At 73.0% G+C, this 15,318-nt stretch carries 14 protein-coding genes; 7 read left to right on the top strand and 7 right to left on the bottom strand.

The annotated features are described in order from the left end of the window. Window positions 1–31 precede the first annotated feature (31 nt). Window positions 32–661 carry a TetR/AcrR family transcriptional regulator gene (locus ACH35V_RS19505; RefSeq protein ID WP_395974069.1) on the top strand — a complete coding sequence of 210 codons (630 nt, stop codon included), beginning with the start codon at window positions 32–34 and terminating at the stop codon, window positions 659–661. Here ACH35V_RS19505 and hpaD read toward each other — a convergent pair whose 3' ends face one another. The 4 genes from hpaD to ACH35V_RS19485 are packed head-to-tail and all read right to left on the bottom strand — an operon-like array spanning window position 662 to window position 5,602. Further along, window positions 662–1,678 (bottom strand): 3,4-dihydroxyphenylacetate 2,3-dioxygenase, encoded by a 1,017-nt coding sequence (gene hpaD / locus ACH35V_RS19500; protein ID WP_395974068.1) that lies wholly within the window; start codon window positions 1,676–1,678, stop codon window positions 662–664. Next, window positions 1,675–3,183: a 5-carboxymethyl-2-hydroxymuconate semialdehyde dehydrogenase gene (gene hpaE / locus ACH35V_RS19495; RefSeq protein ID WP_395974067.1), complete on the bottom strand. Its 1,509-nt coding sequence runs from the start codon at window positions 3,181–3,183 to the stop codon at window positions 1,675–1,677. Before hpaE ends, hpaD begins: the two co-directional genes overlap by 4 nt. Window positions 3,184–3,233: 50 nt before the next feature. Continuing rightward, window positions 3,234–4,154: a 4-hydroxy-tetrahydrodipicolinate synthase gene (gene dapA / locus ACH35V_RS19490; protein ID WP_395974065.1), complete on the bottom strand. Its 921-nt coding sequence runs from the start codon at window positions 4,152–4,154 to the stop codon at window positions 3,234–3,236. A gap of 17 nt (window positions 4,155–4,171) precedes the next feature. Next, window positions 4,172–5,602 (bottom strand): fumarylacetoacetate hydrolase family protein, encoded by a 1,431-nt coding sequence (locus ACH35V_RS19485; protein WP_395974064.1) that lies wholly within the window; start codon window positions 5,600–5,602, stop codon window positions 4,172–4,174. A 202-nt stretch (window positions 5,603–5,804) separates the two neighbouring features. Between ACH35V_RS19485 and ACH35V_RS19480 the strand changes: the two genes are divergently transcribed. Together ACH35V_RS19480 and ACH35V_RS19475 are read left to right on the top strand one after the other, a co-directional pair. Continuing rightward, a complete protein-coding gene (locus tag ACH35V_RS19480) occupies window positions 5,805–6,536 on the top strand; it encodes an alpha/beta fold hydrolase (protein ID WP_395974062.1) in 732 nt (243 codons plus the stop codon). Window positions 6,537–6,630: 94 nt separating this feature from the next. After that, complete coding sequence (locus tag ACH35V_RS19475; protein WP_395974061.1) at window positions 6,631–7,305, top strand: GntR family transcriptional regulator; 675 nt, start codon at window positions 6,631–6,633, stop codon at window positions 7,303–7,305. Window positions 7,306–7,391: 86 nt separating this feature from the next. Here ACH35V_RS19475 and ACH35V_RS19470 read toward each other — a convergent pair whose 3' ends face one another. Both ACH35V_RS19470 and ACH35V_RS19465 read right to left on the bottom strand, forming a co-directional pair. After that, complete coding sequence (locus ACH35V_RS19470) at window positions 7,392–8,129, bottom strand: SDR family NAD(P)-dependent oxidoreductase (protein ID WP_395974059.1); 738 nt, start codon at window positions 8,127–8,129, stop codon at window positions 7,392–7,394. Further along, the gene (locus ACH35V_RS19465) at window positions 8,126–9,118 is read right to left on the bottom strand and encodes a methyltransferase dimerization domain-containing protein (protein ID WP_395974058.1); all 993 of its coding nucleotides are present in this window, start codon (window positions 9,116–9,118) and stop codon (window positions 8,126–8,128) included. Before ACH35V_RS19465 ends, ACH35V_RS19470 begins: the two co-directional genes overlap by 4 nt. A gap of 113 nt (window positions 9,119–9,231) precedes the next feature. Between ACH35V_RS19465 and ACH35V_RS19460 the strand changes: the two genes are divergently transcribed. Beyond that, complete coding sequence (locus ACH35V_RS19460) at window positions 9,232–10,248, top strand: aldo/keto reductase (protein ID WP_395974057.1); 1,017 nt, start codon at window positions 9,232–9,234, stop codon at window positions 10,246–10,248. A 64-nt stretch (window positions 10,249–10,312) separates the two neighbouring features. Here ACH35V_RS19460 and ACH35V_RS19455 read toward each other — a convergent pair whose 3' ends face one another. Beyond that, window positions 10,313–11,707 carry an amidohydrolase gene (locus ACH35V_RS19455; RefSeq protein ID WP_395974056.1) on the bottom strand — a complete coding sequence of 465 codons (1,395 nt, stop codon included), beginning with the start codon at window positions 11,705–11,707 and terminating at the stop codon, window positions 10,313–10,315. A 118-nt stretch (window positions 11,708–11,825) separates the two neighbouring features. On the opposite strand from ACH35V_RS19455, the gene ACH35V_RS19450 reads away from it, so the two are divergent. From ACH35V_RS19450 to ACH35V_RS19440, 3 genes are read left to right on the top strand one after another with little or no spacing between them, the layout of a single operon-like run. Further along, complete coding sequence (locus ACH35V_RS19450; protein ID WP_395974054.1) at window positions 11,826–12,776, top strand: alpha/beta hydrolase; 951 nt, start codon at window positions 11,826–11,828, stop codon at window positions 12,774–12,776. Next, window positions 12,773–13,528 (top strand): ABC transporter ATP-binding protein, encoded by a 756-nt coding sequence (locus ACH35V_RS19445; RefSeq protein ID WP_395974053.1) that lies wholly within the window; start codon window positions 12,773–12,775, stop codon window positions 13,526–13,528. Before ACH35V_RS19450 ends, ACH35V_RS19445 begins: the two co-directional genes overlap by 4 nt. After that, window positions 13,525–15,276: an ATP-binding cassette domain-containing protein gene (locus ACH35V_RS19440; RefSeq protein ID WP_395974052.1), complete on the top strand. Its 1,752-nt coding sequence runs from the start codon at window positions 13,525–13,527 to the stop codon at window positions 15,274–15,276. The genes ACH35V_RS19445 and ACH35V_RS19440 overlap by 4 nt, the downstream gene beginning before the upstream one ends. Window positions 15,277–15,318: the final 42 nt, after the last annotated feature.

The following is a 15,318-nucleotide window of genomic DNA, read 5'->3' as shown; positions in this document are numbered from 1 at the left end:
CCGTTCCGGACGTCAACCCGAAGGAGTGCCGATGGCCCGCCCCGCCCATGGGCCCGACCGCCGCGCGCTGCTGACCGAGGCCGCCGCGGAGCTGTTCACCGAGCGCGCCTACGACGAGGTCACCACCACCGAGATCGCCCGGCGGGCCGGTGTCGCCTACGGGCTGATCGCGCATCACTTCGGCAGCAAGCGCGGCCTCTACCTGGCGACCCTGCGCGCCGCCGCCGACCGGCTCCGCGCCGTCCACGAGACGGCGCCGCGGGGCGGCGCCCCGGGCGAGCGGCTCCGCGACGCGCTCGGCGGGCACATCGCCTTCATGGAGGACAACGCCGCCGGATTCCTGGCGGTCATGCGCGGCGGCAGCGGCTCGGACCCCGAGGTCCGCGAGATCGTCGAGGAGCTGCGCTGGCAGGGCGCCCGGCGGCTGCTGGACGCCCTGGGCGCGCCGGCGTCCGTCCGGCCCGTGCTGCGCACCGCGATGCGCGGCTGGGTGGGCTTCCTGGACGAGATCGTCATCGACCGGCTGCGGCACGGGGACGTCCCGCGCGGCCAGCTGGTCTCCCTGACCGCCGCGACCCTCGCCGCCGCGCTCCGCGCGGCCGCCGCCGAGGACCCGGAGTGCGGGCTCGACGCGGCCGTCCTCGACCGGCTCGACCGCTAGTCAGGAGGGTTCGATGATCCCGAGGCCGTCCGCGCCGACCTTGACGGCCGACTCGTCCAGCGCCGACTCGGAGACCGGCTGGACGCGCCCGTCGAGGTCCAGGACGGGGCTCGCCTCCTTGTACCAGGACTCGATCACCGCGTTGCCCCAGAAGTCGCGGCGGCGGTCGTCGTGGACGTTCCACCGGTACGTCTCGTGGTCGGGGTCGCCGGTGTAGTAGTCGGACGTGTAGATCTCCACCCGGTGCCCGTCGGGGTCGCGGAGGTAGACGTAGAAGGCGTTGGACACGCCGTGCCGTCCTGGCCCGCGCTCGATGTGGTGCTCCTTGCGCAGCGACCCGAAGATGTCGGCCGTGCGCAGGACCTGGTGGGACTCGTGCGTCGCCACCCCGAGGTGGTGCAGGCGCGGCCCGGCGCCGCCGGTGAACGCGACGTCGTGGACGGTCTGCTTCCGGTACATCCACGCCGCGTACAGCTCGTGCTCGTCGCCCTCGATCGTCTCCGAGCAGCCGAACCCGAGCGAGGTGTAGTGGTCGTAGGCGGCGGGGATGTCGGGCGTGCAGATGTTGAAGTGGTCGAGCCGCGCGATCTGCGCGCCGCGGTGCAGGTCGTAGCGCTGGATGAGGCGCTCGCCTCGGTCGATGTCGTGGAAGAACTCCACGGTGAACCCGAGCGGGTCGACCGCGCGCACCGCGTCGCCCACGCCATACGTGCCCTTCCCCGCGGGAATCCGCCGGACGGGACGGCCCAGCTCGGCGAAGAACCGCTCGGCCCGATCGACGTCGTCCGGCGTCCGGACCCGGTAGGCGAGGTGGTCGAGGGCCGCGACCGGGCCCGCGCGCAGCACCAGCGAATGGTGGGTCAGCTCGTCGGTGCCCCGCAGGTAGAGGGCGTCGGCCTCCTCATGCTGGACGTGCAGCCCGAGCATGTCGACCCAGAACCACCGGGCCGCGCCCAGGTCGGTGACGGCCAGCTGCGCGTACGCGGAGCGGACGACGTCGGGGGGAGGGGAGCTCATCGGTTCTCCTGAACGCCGAAGCGGGGCGTGTGCACCTCGCCGAGCATCACATGGACGATCTTGGACTCGGAGAAGAAGTCGATGCTGTGCGCGCCGCCCTCCCGGCCGACCCCCGAGTCCTTCATGCCGCCGAAGGGAGTGCGCAGGTCACGGACGTTGTGCGAGTTGACCCAGACCATACCCGAGGCCACGCCGTGGGCGATCCGGTGGCCGCGGCGCAGGTCGCTCGTCCACACGTAGGCGGCCAGGCCGTACCGGGTGGCGTTGGCGAGCTCGACCGCCTCGTCCTCGTCGTCGAACGGGGCGAGCGCCACCACCGGGCCGAAGATCTCCTCCTGGAAGATCCGGGCGTCGCGGGGGACATCGGTGAACACGGCGGGCTGCAGGTAGTTCCCCTCGGGCAGGTGCGCCGGCCGCCCGCCGCCCGCGACGAGCTTGGCCTCCCGCTGCCCGATCTCCACGTACTCCAGGACGCGGGCGTAGTGCTCGGGGTGGACGAGCGCGCCGACCTCGGTGCCGGGGTCGGACGGCAGCCCGACCCTGACCCGCTCGGCCCGCTCGGCGATCCGCCGCGAGAACTCCTCGTAGACCGGCCGTTCCACCAGCACGCGGGACCCGGCCGTGCAGCGCTCTCCGTTCAGGGAGAAGACGCCGAAGACGACCGAGTCGAGGGCCGCGTCGAGGTCGGCGTCGGCGAACACGACGACGGGCGACTTGCCGCCCAGCTCCATCGACAGCGCCTTCAGGCCGTCCGCGGAGCAGCGCATGATGTGCCGGCCGGTGTCGGTGGAGCCGGTGAACGACAGGACCGGCACGTCCGGGTGGTCGACCAGGGCCTGGCCCGCGACCTCGCCGATGCCGTGCACGATGTTGACCACCCCGGCGGGCACCCCCGCGTCGGCGAAGATCTCGGCCCACAGGGTCGCGGACAGCGGCGTCCACTCGGCGGGCTTCAGCACGAGCGTGCACCCGGCCGCGATCGCAGGGGCGAGCTTCCAGCTCTCCAGCATGAACGGCGTGTTCCACGGGGTGATCAGCCCGGCGACGCCCGCGGGCGTCCGGACCACGTAGTTGAGCTGCTGGTCGCCGACGCGGTACGCCTCCTCGCCGAGCGCGACGATCACGTCGGCGAAGTAGCGGAAGTTCTCGGCGGCGCGGCGGGCCTGCCCGCGCGCCTGCGTGATCGGCAACCCGGAGTCGAACGACTCGAACGCGGAGAGCCGGTCCTCGCGCGCCTCGACGGCGTCGGCGATCCGGTTGAGGATCGTGGCGCGCTCGCGGTTCCCGATGCCGGACCAGGCGGGGAACGCCGCGCGGGCCGCCGCGACCGCGCGGTCGACGTCGGCGGGCCCGCCCGCGGCGGCGGTGGCGTAGGGGGCGTTGGAGACGGGGTCGAGGACGTCGAAGACCGCGCCGTCGGCGCTGTCGGCGAACTCGCCGCCGATCCAGTGCCGGATGCGGTCCGGGAGCCCGTCGGGCCGGGCGGGGGAGGAGGGGAGGGGCATCGTGCTCTCTTCCGGTTCGTTGTGGGACGGCGCCGCCGCGGAAATCGGTGTCAGATCCCCGCGGTGAGGTCGCCGCCCTGGTCGAGCAGTGCGCGGATGCGGGCCTGGGCGTCGCCGGACGGCGCCGCGAGCGGCGGCCTGACGTGCCCGGACGGGATCCGCCCCTGCCGCTCCAGCACCCACTTGGCGGGCGCCGGGTTGGTCTCGACGAACAGCAGGTCCACGAGGGGGTGCAGGCGGTAGTGCAGGTCGCGGGCGGCGGCGTGGTCGCCGGCCGTCCACAGCTCGTACATCCGCGCGACGGCGGCGGGCGCGAGGTTGGTCACGGCGCTGATGAACCCGGTGCCGCCGAGGGCGAGCAGCGGCAGGCACAGCAGCTCGATCCCGGACCAGACGAGCAGCTCGGGCCCGCAGGCGTGCAGGACGCGCGAGAAGTGCTCGAAGTCCTTGGTCGTCTCCTTGATCCCGACGACGTTGTCGAAGTCGGCGAACAGCCGCCGGACGGTCTCCGGCGCGATGTCCACGGCCGTCCGGGACGGGACGTTGTAGATCACGAGCGGCAGGTCCGGGAACTCGCGCGCGACGGCCGCGTACCAGTCGTACAGGGCGTTCTGGGTGGGCCGCGCGTAGTACGGGGTGATGATCAGGGCGGCGTCGGCTCCGGCGTCGCGGGCCGCGGCGGTGATCTCCAGGGTCTCGTCCAGCTTCGCCGAGCCGGTGCCGGGCAGGAACGGGACGCGGTCGGCGACCTCGTCGGCGGCCGTCCGGATGGCGGCGATGCGCTCGGCCGCGGTCTGCGCGCTCGGCTCGCCGGTCGAGCCGCCCAGCGAGATCCCGTGCGAGCCGGACTCCAGCTGCCAGCGGATCAGGCCGCGCAGCGCGTCGTGGTCGACGGCGCCCTCGGCGGTGAACGGCGTGACGACGGGCGCGATGGACCCGCGGATCGTGGCGGGGTCGGTGCGGAACTTCAACGTTGCTCCTCTGATGGTCAGCTGTGGTCGCGGCGCCAGGTCTCGTACGCCTCGCGCCAGCGCGGCCCGAGCGGGTACAGGCCGTCGACGGACTCGCCCGCGGCGACGCGCTCGGTGATGAAGCGCTCCTGCGCCTCCTGCTCGGCGGCGTCCGCGGCGAGGCCCGCGGCGATGTCCGGGGGGATGACGACGACGCCGTCCGCGTCGCCGACCAGGACGTCCCCCGGCTGGACGAGCGCGCCCCCGCAGGAGATCGGCAGCCCGGTGTCCCAGGGGACGTGGCGGCGGCCGAGCACGGCCGGGTGCGCGCCCGCGTGGAAGACGGGCAGGCTCATGCCGCCGACGGTCTCGCTGTCGCGGAGCCCGCCGTCGGTGACGACTCCCGCCGCGCCGCGCTTCTCGGCCCGCAGCGCGAGGATGTCGCCGATCGTCCCGGACGAGGAGTCGCGGCGCGCGTCCATCACCAGCACCTGGCCGGGACGGATCTCCTCGATGGCGCGCTTCTGCGCGTTCATCCCGCCGCCGTACCGCTCGAACAGGTCCTCGCGGAGCGGCAGGTAGCGGAGCGTGTGGGCGGTGCCGACCATCTTGACGCCGTCCCCGCCCGCCGGGTGGACGCCGTCGATCGACATGTGCTGCAGGCCGCGCTTGCGCATCTGGGAGCTGAGCGTCGCGGTCGACAGGCCGCGCAGCGCCTCCGCGACGGCCTCGTCCAGCGTGGGCTTCGCCACGTAGGCCGAGCCCCAGGCGTCGGCGCGCGCGGCGTCGTCCGCGCGGGGCATCGCGCCCCAGCCGTCGAGCGGCCCGGCCTCAACGACCGTGTTGGACAGCCGTCCGGTCGACTCGGCGCCGGCGGTCACCTCGACCTCGACGATGTCGCCGGGACGGGCCACCGACGCGCCGGCCGGGGTCCCGGTGAGGATGACGTCGCCCGCTTCGAGGGTGATCAGCCGGGACAGGTCGGCCACCAGCGCCGCGAACGGAAACAGGAGCGTGTCGCTGGTGTCGTCCTGGACGATCTCGCCGTTCACCCAGGTGCGGATCCGCAGCCCCGCGGGGTCGAGGGCGCGGGCGTCGAGGAGCCGCGGCCCGATCGGGGTGAACCCGTCCGCGCCCTTGGACCGCAGGTTGGAGCCGCGGTCGGCCCACTTCATGTCGTGCACGCCCGCGTCGTTGGCGGCCGTCACCCAGCCGACGTGGTCCCACGCGTCGGCGGGCGCGACGCGGTGCGCGCGACGCCCGATGACCAGGGCGATCTCGCCCTCGAAGGTCATGAGCTCGCAGCCGGCCGGGCGGGCGAGGGGGTCGCCGGTCCCGGCGAGGGAGGACGGCGGCTTGAGGAAGTACGAGGGCTCGGCGGGGATCCGCCCGCGCTCCCCGGCGCGGGACGGGAAGTTGAGGTGGACTGCGATGATCTTCGAGGGCCGGTCGCCCAGCGGGTGCGGCACTGCGAGCTCTCCTGTGACGGGACGGGAACGGACCTGGCATCAGGTCTGAGCAAATCGTATATGAAGTCATGCACGATGACGAGGGTGCAATGCGTCTCGCTTCAACCGTTCCAACATCCGGGACGGGCGGGAGCCGGATGCGAAGTTCCCGTGCAGTATGATCGCAAATCGTATGCGAAATCCTCTAGGAGGTGCTTGACGGATGCGCGACCTCGCCGTTCGCACGTTCACGTCCGCCGATCCGGCGGACGCGCCCCCCGTGCTCCTCGTGCACGGCTTCTGTTCGGACGGGAAGGCCGACTGGGTCGACACCGGCGTCGCCGACGCCCTCACCGCCGCCGGGCGCACCGTCGTCGTCCCCGACCTGCCAGGGCACGGGGATAGCCCGTCGCCCGCCGCCTCCGCGGAGGTCACCGCTCCGGCCATCGCCGCCGACCTCGTCGCCGTCATGGACCGCGCCGGATTCTCCACGTTCGACGCGGCCGGTTACTCGCTCGGTGCCAGGATCGCATGGGAGCTGCCCGCCGCCGCGCCCGGCCGCGTGGAACGCACCGTGCTGGGCGGACTCAGCCCCGCGGAGCCGTTCACGGCCGTCGACGTCGACGCGCTGCACCGCGCCGTCCGGGCGGGGACCGAGCCCGCCGACCCGTTCACCGGCATGATCGCCGGCATGATCTCCTCCCACGGCGACCGCGCCGCCGGGCTCGCGCTCTGCGTCGAGGGCCTGCGCGCGACCCCCTTCGCCGGAGGCGCCTGGAACGCGAAGGTCCTTCCCGTCTTCGTCGTCGGCGACAATGATGAGCTGACACGTGGAATCGGAGGCCTCGCCGAAGAGCTCGGCGAGGCGCGACTGGTCACCGTGCCGGGCGCCCATCACGAAGTGCTGGGCGGCGCGGGCTTCCGCGCCGCAGTGCTGGACGCGCTGTCGCGATGACAGGGTCGTTCCGGGGGGCGTGGGGGCCGTCCCCCACAAGAGACAGAACGGCGAACACGACCGGGGGGTGCGGGCCGACGATGAGGAGAACCGGGTGAACTCCGCGAAGAAGCAGGACCAGACCAAGGAGAGCAAGGCCGAGTTCTGCTACGAGCTGCTGCGGTCGCGCATCCTGGAGGGCACCTACGTGCCCGGCTACCGGCTGGTCATCAACCAGCTCGCCCAGGAGACCGGGGTCAGCACCATTCCGCTGCGCGAGGCGCTGCGCCGCCTGCAGTCCGACGGGCTCGTCGAGGTGGTGCGCAACGTCGGCGCCCGCGTCGCGGTCTTCGAGGCCGAGCAGGTGGAGCACACGCTGCAGATCCTGGCCCGGCTGGAGGGCTACGCCACCGCGATCTCCGCGCCGTTCATGAAGGGCGGGGAGATCGGCCGCTCCCGCAAGATCAACGACCGCATGGTCGAGGCGCTGGAGGAGTTCGACCCCACCGCGTTCACCGCGCTCAACCGGGAGTTCCACTTCTCCATCTACGAGTACTGCCCCGACGCGCACCTGAAGGCGCTCCTGGAGGCCGAGTGGACGCGCCTGGACCACATGCGCCGCTCCACCTTCACCTACGTCCCCGGCCGCGCCCGCCGCTCGGTGGTCGAGCACGAGCGCATCCTGGAGCTCATCGCCAAGGGCGCCGAACCCGCCGAGATCGAGCGCGTCGCCTGCGCCCACAAGAACGCCACCGCCGACGCCCTCCACAGCGCCGTCCCCCACAAGTAGCCGTCCCCTCGGGCAGCCGAAACGCCGAACGCGCCGTTCCCGCCGGGCGACTGGTGGGGGAACGGCGCGTTCGAGTTTCATGCCGGTCAGGTGAGGAGTTGGCCCCCGTCCACCTGGATGACCGTGCCGGTGATGTGGCCTGCCTGGTCGGACGCGAGGAACAGGACGAGGGGGGCGACGTCGTCCGTTGTGGCGATCTTGCTCAGCGGGATGCGGGACTCCCAGGCCGCGCGGGCCTCGGCGTTCTCCATCAGCCCGGCCGTCATCGGCGTGTGGACCGGTCCAGGCGCGACGCCGTTCACGCGGATGCCGTGCCCCGCCAGCTCCAGCGCGGCCGTCCGGGTGAGGGCGTCCACGGCCGCCTTGGTGGCCTCGTAGTGGCCGAGGCCGGGGGTCGGCTGGCGCGCGCCGATCGAGCTGATGTTGACGATGCGCCCCTTGGTGCCGTGCTCGATCATCTGGTTCGCCACCGCCTGGGTGACGGTGAACGTGCCGCGCAGGTTGACGGCGACGACGGTGTCGAAGATCTCCAGGGGCAGGGACGCCAGCGGCCCGCCGCCCGCGACGAGGCCCGCGTTGTTGACCAGGATCTCGACCGGGCCGACGGCCTCGGCGACGTGCGCGACCCCGGCGGCGACCGCAGCCGCGTCGGTGATGTCCATGGTGACGGCGTGGCCGTCCAGCTCCTTGGCCGCCTCGGCAGCGGCTTCGGCGTCCCGGTCGGCGATCACGACGCGGTCGCCGGCGGCGGCGAACGCCGCGGCAACCGCGCGGCCGATGCCGCTCGCGCCGCCCGTGACCAGGACGACGCGTCCCGCGCTCATCGGGCCTCCGCGATGATGATGCGCGGGCTGCCGGGCAGCGAGCGGGTCTCGACCGGCTCCCAGCCGGCGGCCGTCAGCCAGCCGCGGACCTCGTCCTCGGGGTAGACGACCGTGCCGTCGATGACCAGGTACTCGCCGGCGTGCAGGGCGTCGATGGCGCGCTGCTCCGGGTCGTCGTCGAGGAAGAAGTCGAGCAGGACGAGCGTCGCGCCGGGGGCGGCGGCGCGCCTGGCCTTCCCTATCAGGGTCTTGTTCTGCTCGGCGTCGAAGCGGTGGACGACGTGCTCCAGCAGGACGCAGTCGAAGCCGTCCGGGATCTCGCCGGTCAGCGGGTCGGACTCGACGACCTCGCTGCGGCCGGCGAGGCCGGCGTCCTCCAGGGCCTTGCGGGTGAACTCGAGGAAGTCGCCGGGCGCGACGAAGGTGCCGTGCGCCTTCTCGGCCGTGCGCAGCGCCTCGACGAGGAACGCGCCGGACAGCCCGCCGAAGTCCAGGATGCGCGCATAGGGGGTGAAGTCGAAGTTCTCCGCCAGCATCTTCGCGTGCAGCGCGTTGTAGGTCATCACGCCGGTCATGAACGTCTGCATCCGCGCGCCGGAGAGGTCGAGCGGCTGCGGCTCCGCGCTGGCCGTGGTGGCGGCGAAGTCGAGCCAGTGCGGGTAGCTGATCGCGTCGAGGAAGGCCAGGAACGGGCGCAGGTCGACGCCGTCCGCGCCGCCCGCCAGGTACGCCGCGGTGGCCGGGGAGTTGGCATAGCGGCCGTCCTCGCGCGTCAGCAGGCCGAAACCGGACATGGTGTCGGCGAGAATGCGGGCGGTGCGTTCGGGCAGCCCGGCCCGGCCGGCCAGCTCGGCCGCCGTCGCGGGGCCGTCCGCCAGCGCGGCGAACACGCCGGCCTCACTCGCCGCGAACAACTGCTTGGCGGCCATGTAGCCGGTGGCGACGCCGAGAATGGACGAGGGGTCGGCGCCCGGGGAGGGATGCGACATCAAACTGTCTCCTTCGCGGTGAGAATATGCAGGATGCTATACGATCTAACGCAGAGACGGCCAGGGGTCCGCCCGGGGCCGACCACCCATCCCGCTCACCGGAGGCAGTCACGATGGAGTTCGCAGAACGGGTGCCCAGGCGGCGGCTCGGCGTGCACGGGCCGGAGGTCCCGCTCCTGGCCCTCGGCTCCTGGAACACCTGGGACCGGATGGACCCCGAGGACGCGGCGGCGCTCGTCCGGCTCGCGGTCGACCGCGGCGTGAACATGTTCGACGTCGCGCACTACAACTTCGGCCCGCACTCCGAGAACGCCGTCACGGACATCCTCTTCGGGCAGGCCATCCGGGATGCCGGAATCGCCCGCGAAGACTACCTTCTGTGCGGGAAGCTCTGGCTGTGGGAATACCCTGCGTCCTCCTTCGCCGAGCAGATCGAGGTGTCGCTCGGCCGCGTCGGCACCGATCGCGCGGACTCGGTCGTGGTCGGCGACTTCATGGAGCGCCCCGACATGCACGCCGTCGTGACGGACGTGGCGGAGCTCGTCCGGGCCGGGAGGTTCACGTCCTGGGGCGTCAACAACTGGTCGGCCTGCGACGTGCTGTTCGCCTGCCGGTTCGCCGCCGCCGAGGGCCTGGTGCCGCCGTCGTTCGCGCAGCTCAAGTACAACCTGGCCCGCCGGTCGGTGCCGGAGGGCGCGCTGTACGCCCGGCTGTTCGCCGAGGAGGGCCTCGCGCTGCAGGCGTCGGACGTGCTGGAGGGCGGCATCCTCGCCGGGAAGGCCGACCCGCAGCGCAAGATCGGCGCCGACCCCGGCGGCATCCGTGACCGGATCCGCGCCGCCCTCCCCGAGATCCGCCGCATCGCGGACGGCTTCGGCGCCACCCCCGCGCAGCTCGCGATCGCGTTCTGCCTGGCCCATCCGGCGGTCGCGAACGTCCTGGTCGGCGTCAGCAGGTCAGATCAGCTCGAGGACAACCTGGCCGCACTCGGCCTCTGCGCCCGGCACGGCGACGAGCTGCGCGCCGCCGCGGCCGGGCTGTGGCTGGACGAGGGCGTCGTGGACCCCGCGGCCTCCTGGGGAACCGACGCGCCCTCCGCGGTCCGCGACGACGCCGTCCCGTGCGGATGACGAACCGCTGACCAGGCGGGCCGCCGACCCGGCCCGCCCCGCCCGCGCAGGGCTCGTGGACCGCTCAGAGTTCGTGCACGACCTCGCCGTCCAGAACGGTCATCCGCACCGGCACCGACGGCAGCGCCTCCGGCTCCGCGCCGTACAGGTCGCCGTCGAGGACGCACAGGTCGGCGACCTTTCCGGGCTCGATCGAGCCCTTCGTCCGCTCCTCGCCGTCCTGCCACGCGGGCGTGATCGTGTAGGCGCGCAGCGCCTCGGCGAGCGCGAGCCGCTGCGCCTCCCCGCGGACGGAGCCGTCCAGGCCCTTGCGGGTCACCGCCGCCGCGACCCCGGCGCGCCAGTCCGGGGTCAGCACGGGGGAGTCGGAGCTGAGGCACAGCCGGACGCCGGCGTCCAGCGCGTCGCGGGTCGGCCACGCGTCCCGGAGGGCGTCCTCCCCGAACGCGTCGGCCAGCATGGGCTCGGTCGCGACCGGGATCCCGGCCTGGGTGTTCAGCCCGATCCCGGCGGCCGACATGGCGGTCAGCGTCCGCGGCGCGAGCAGGTCGCCGTGGATGACGTAGTGCCGGGCGTCGCGCTCGCTCCGCCGCAGCGCCGCCGCCAGCGCGTCCGCCACGACCCGGGTGGTGGCGTCGCCGGTCGCGTGCACGCCGATCTGGTGCCCGGCGTCGTGCGCCGCGTCGATCATCGCCCGCAGCGCCTCCTCCCGCCTGTCGTCCGAGCGGCCGTCGATCAGCAGGGCGCCGTGGGAGCCGTCGGCATAGGGACGGTCCGTCCAGGCGGTGCGCATCGGCGGGATGCCGTCGGCGAAGATCTTCACGCCCGCGACCTTGAAGCGTCCTTGCACGTCAGCGGGCGGTTTGAAGTCGCGCAGGCCGTCAAAGAACTCCTGCGCGGAGCTGCGGCCGTCCAGCTCCCCGAACAGCAGCAGGGCGGTCACCCGGGCCTTGAGCCTGCCCTGCGCGGCCAGCTCGGCGTAGTCGTGCAGGGCGGCGGAGCCGAAGCAGCCGGTGGCGCCGCCGTCCTCGCCGGGGCCGAGGCCGGGCTCGGTGTAGCTGGTGATCCCGAAGGAGGCGAGCAGGTCGGCGGTGCGCAGGAGGGCCCGGCGGCGGTCGTCGGCGGTCTCCAGCCGGGAAGGGGCGGACGGGCCCGCCGGGGGCTCGTGCGAGTGGCCGCCGCCGGAACCGGCCAACTGGTCCATGAGCAGGTTCGGCCACATCGCGCCGAGCCACATACCGTGCAGATGGGAGTCGTTGATGCCGGGCAGGACTGACCGTCCCTCCAGCCGGACGACCCGCGTGCCGGGCCCGGTCAGGGGGGCGATCTCTTCGGCCGCGCCCACGCGCGCGATGCGGCCGCCGCGGACGGCGACCGCCTCGGCGACGCGGTCGCGGGCGTCGACCGTGTGGACCCTGCCACCGGTCAGGACAAGGTCGGCGAAGGAAACATCCGGCATATCCTGCTCCAACTCTGGACACCGTCGATGGGATGCAATTAACGTACACGGAATCAGATACGATTTTGGAGTGTCCGGCCCGACGGGCACGGACACACCGGGCCTTCGGAGGTAAACGATGCCCCTGGATCCCGAGGCGCGGCGGATCATCGACCGCACTCCTGCCGAGGACCCGAACGCATCAGGACCGCTCGACGTCGTCGCGATGCGCGAGGGGTTCAGCCAGATGTGGGTCATGCCGGACGACCTCCCCGAGGTCGGCTCCGTCGCCGACACCACGATCCCCGGCCCGGCCGGCGAGCTGCCCGTCCGCGTGTACACCCCCAAGGGCCCCGGCCCCTTCCCGACCTTCGTCTGGTACCACGGCGGCGGCTGGACGATCGGCGGCCTCGACGAGAACGAGTACTCGTGCCGCGCCGTCTGCGCCGCCGCGGACGCCATCGTCCTCTCCGTCGACTACCGGCTCGCCCCCGAGAACCCCTTCCCGGCGGCGGCGGAGGACGCCTACGCCGCCGTCGCCTGGGTCGCCGAGCACGGTAGGGAGATCGGCGCCGACCAGGCCCGCATCGCGGTCGGCGGGGAGAGCGCGGGCGGCAACCTCGCCGCCGTCGCCGCCCTCAAGGCCCGCGACCTCGGCGGCCCGGAACTGGCGCTCCAAGTGCTCGTGTCTCCCGTCCTCGGCCACCCGGACGACGGACGCCCCTCCTACGCCGAGTTCGCCGAAGGGTACTTCCTCTCCAAGTCGAGCATGGACTGGTTCTTCACCACCTACCCGACCGGCCCCGGCGACCTCGACGACCCGTACCTGCTGCCCCTGAGATCCGACAACTTGAAGGGACTGGCTCCGGCGCTGGTCCTGGAGGCGGAGTGCGACGTGCTCCGCGACGAGGGCGAGGAGTACGCCGCCCGGCTGAAGGACGCGGGCGTCGAGACCGAGCTCGTCCGCTACGACGGCATCATCCACGCGTTCTTCGGCCCGCTCGCCACCGAGCTGTCGGCCGCCAAGGACGCCCAGGCCAAGGCCGCCGCCGCGCTCCGCGCCGCGTTCGGCACGGAAGGCGACCGATGACCGCTCCGGCGCTCGCCCTGGACGGCGTGAAGGTGAACCGGGCCGAGGTCCCGGTGATCCACGACGTGACCCTCGACGCCGCCCCGGGCGCGGTCACCGTCGTGCTCGGCGCGAACGGGGCCGGGAAGACGACGCTGATGGACGGCATCGCCGGCCTCGCCCCCGTCAAGGCCGGCACGATCAAGCTGGACGGGACGCCGATCGAGAAGCTCCCGCCCTACAAGCGGGCCCGCGCCGGGCTCGGCTACGTCGAGCAGGCGCGCACCACGTTCCGGACGCTCACCGTCGAGCAGAACCTCATCGTCTCCCAGTCGGGCGACGGCGACCTCGGGACCGTCTACAAGCTCTTCCCCGAGCTGGACAAGCGGCGGAACCTGCAGGCCGGGCACCTGTCGGGCGGCGAGCAGCAGATGCTCGTGCTCGGCCGGGCGCTGGTCTCGGCGCCAAAGGCCGTCCTGATCGACGAGATGTCGCTGGGCCTCGCGCCGATGGTGGTGCGCCGGCTCATGAGCACGGTCGGCGAGCTGGCCGGGATGGGCATCGCGGTCGTGCTGATCGAGCAGTTCGCGAACCTGGCCCTCGACATCGGATCCCACGTCCACGTCCTGCGCAAGGGCGGCGTGGTCTTCTCCGGCCCGTGCGAGGAGCTGCGCGGCGACGAGGAGCGCCTCCACCGCCTCTACTTCGGCGGCCCTCCGCGGAGCGCCGCCGCCGAGAAGGACTCTGGCACAACCGAGAGCGAGCCCGAATGAACGTGCTGGACAAGCGGAGCCTCGGCGCCGGCCTCGGCGCCGCGGTCCTCGCGTGCGCGGTGCTGCCGGTGGCGCTGCCGCCGTACTGGGTCTACCTGGCGATCAGCGCGGCCATCAGCGCGGTGATCATGCAGAGCTTCGGCGTGATCGTCGGCCGGGCCGGCGTCATGTCGCTCTGCCAGATGTCGTTCGCGGCGATCGGCGCGTGGGTCGTGCTGCGGCTCAACGTGGCGGAGGCGCCCGGCGGCTTCTACCTGTGGCTGATCCTCGGCGGCCTCGCCGCGGTGCCCGTCGGCGTCGCGATCGGGCTGCCGGCGCTGCGCATCCGCGGCGTCAACCTCGCCGTGGTGACGTTCGGGTTCGCGGTCTCCACCGACATCGTGCTGAACGTCAACCCGTTCCCCGGCGCCGAAGACCTGACGATGCTGGACCGGCCGGCGCCGTTCGACACCGACGGCGGCTACTTCGTCTTCTGCGTGATCGTGTTCACCGTCCTGGCGGTCGCGCTCGGGATGATCGGCAAGACCCGGTTGGGGCTGTCCTGGTACGAGCTGCGGCACTCCGAGCGGTCCGCCGCCGCGCACGGCATCTCGGTCGCGCGCAGCAAGCTCGCCGCCTTCGCGATCAGCGCGTTCGTCGCCGGGATCGGCGGCGGGCTGCTGGTCGGGCAGCTCAGCCTGGTGGTGCCGCAGAACTTCGCGATGGGCCAGTCCCTGGCGCTGTTCGCCGTCGCCATCATGATCGGCCCGCACCACCCGGAGGGCGCCGTGCTCGGCGGGATCTTCGGCGCGATCATGGGCACGATCATGGAGAAGATCTCGCTGCCGCAGGACTTCGGCGGCGTGCTCTTCGGCGTCGGCGCGCTGCTCGCCCTGCGCAGCGGGCTGAGCCAGACCGACCTCACCCGGATGCGCAAACGCGAGGCCGGCGCCCGCAAGCTGCTGAAGGCCGCCGAGGACAAGGCCGCCGAGGAGCAGGCCGCAGGGGAGCAGGCCGCGCCCGCGGCCGTCCCGGCGCGGCGCCCCGCGGGCGACCGGACGCCGCTGCTCACCGTCAAGGGGATGACCGTCAAGTTCGGGGAGGTCGTCGCGCTCGACGCCGTCGACCTGACCGTCCCGGAAGGCGGCGTGGTCGGGCTCATCGGCCCCAACGGCGCCGGCAAGTCCACGTTCATCGCGTCGGTCAGCGGGTTCGTCGGCTACCAGGGCGCGGTCGAGCTGGCCGGGCGGTCCCTCGACCGGCTCTCCCCGAACAAGCGCGCGACGCTCGGGCTGCGCCGCACCTTCCAGACCACCGCCATCGCGCCCGAGCTCACCCAGTACGAGTACCTGACGATCGGCGCGGGCCGGCGGCTGACGCGCGCCGAGGCGGACGAGCTGCTGGAGTTCTTCGGCTGCCCGCCCGGGCAGGTCCCGGTGTCCATCGTGGACGCCGGCAGCCGCAGGCTCCTCGACGTCGCGGCGGCGATCGCGGCGCGCCCCAAGGTCGCGCTGCTGGACGAGCCCGCCGCCGGGCAGTCCGCGGCCGAGTCGCTGACGCTCGGCGCCCGGCTCGCCGCCGTCCCCGAGACGTTCGGGGTGTCGATCCTGCTGGTCGAGCACGACATGGAGCTGGTCCAGGCGGTGTGCGAGGAGGTCACCGTCCTGGACTTCGGGAATGTGATCGCTTCAGGCCCGACCGGCGAGGTACTGGAGGACCCCGCCGTCCGGGCCGCCTATCTCGGGGCCGCGGACGTCCCGGCGTCCTGAGCCGTTCCGTCGAACCACCACCCACCTTCCCCGCGAACAAGG

The sequence above is a fragment of the Actinomadura sp. 1N219 genome (assembly GCF_044326405.1).
Taxonomy (GTDB): Bacteria; Actinomycetota; Actinomycetes; order Streptosporangiales; family Streptosporangiaceae; genus Spirillospora.
Note: the sequence above shows the minus strand (reverse complement) of the source record. Positions and strands in the feature narration are given on the sequence as shown.

Excerpts from the sequence above, each read along its gene's own strand:
- ACH35V_RS19460 (WP_395974057.1), top strand. The coding sequence starts at position 9,232 with ATGGAGTTCGCAGAACGGGTGCCCAGGCGGCGGCTCGGCGTGCACGGG.
- ACH35V_RS19450 (WP_395974054.1), top strand. The coding sequence starts at position 11,826 with ATGCCCCTGGATCCCGAGGCGCGGCGGATCATCGACCGCACTCCTGCC.
- ACH35V_RS19465 (WP_395974058.1), bottom strand. The coding sequence starts at position 9,118 with ATGTCGCATCCCTCCCCGGGCGCCGACCCCTCGTCCATTCTCGGCGTC.
- hpaE (WP_395974067.1), bottom strand. The coding sequence starts at position 3,183 with ATGCCCCTCCCCTCCTCCCCCGCCCGGCCCGACGGGCTCCCGGACCGC.
- hpaD (WP_395974068.1), bottom strand. The coding sequence starts at position 1,678 with ATGAGCTCCCCTCCCCCCGACGTCGTCCGCTCCGCGTACGCGCAGCTG.
- ACH35V_RS19480 (WP_395974062.1), top strand. The coding sequence starts at position 5,805 with ATGCGCGACCTCGCCGTTCGCACGTTCACGTCCGCCGATCCGGCGGAC.
- ACH35V_RS19505 (WP_395974069.1), top strand. The coding sequence starts at position 32 with ATGGCCCGCCCCGCCCATGGGCCCGACCGCCGCGCGCTGCTGACCGAG.
- ACH35V_RS19455 (WP_395974056.1), bottom strand. The coding sequence starts at position 11,707 with ATGCCGGATGTTTCCTTCGCCGACCTTGTCCTGACCGGTGGCAGGGTC.
- ACH35V_RS19445 (WP_395974053.1), top strand. The coding sequence starts at position 12,773 with ATGACCGCTCCGGCGCTCGCCCTGGACGGCGTGAAGGTGAACCGGGCC.
- ACH35V_RS19440 (WP_395974052.1), top strand. The coding sequence starts at position 13,525 with ATGAACGTGCTGGACAAGCGGAGCCTCGGCGCCGGCCTCGGCGCCGCG.
- ACH35V_RS19470 (WP_395974059.1), bottom strand. The coding sequence starts at position 8,129 with ATGAGCGCGGGACGCGTCGTCCTGGTCACGGGCGGCGCGAGCGGCATC.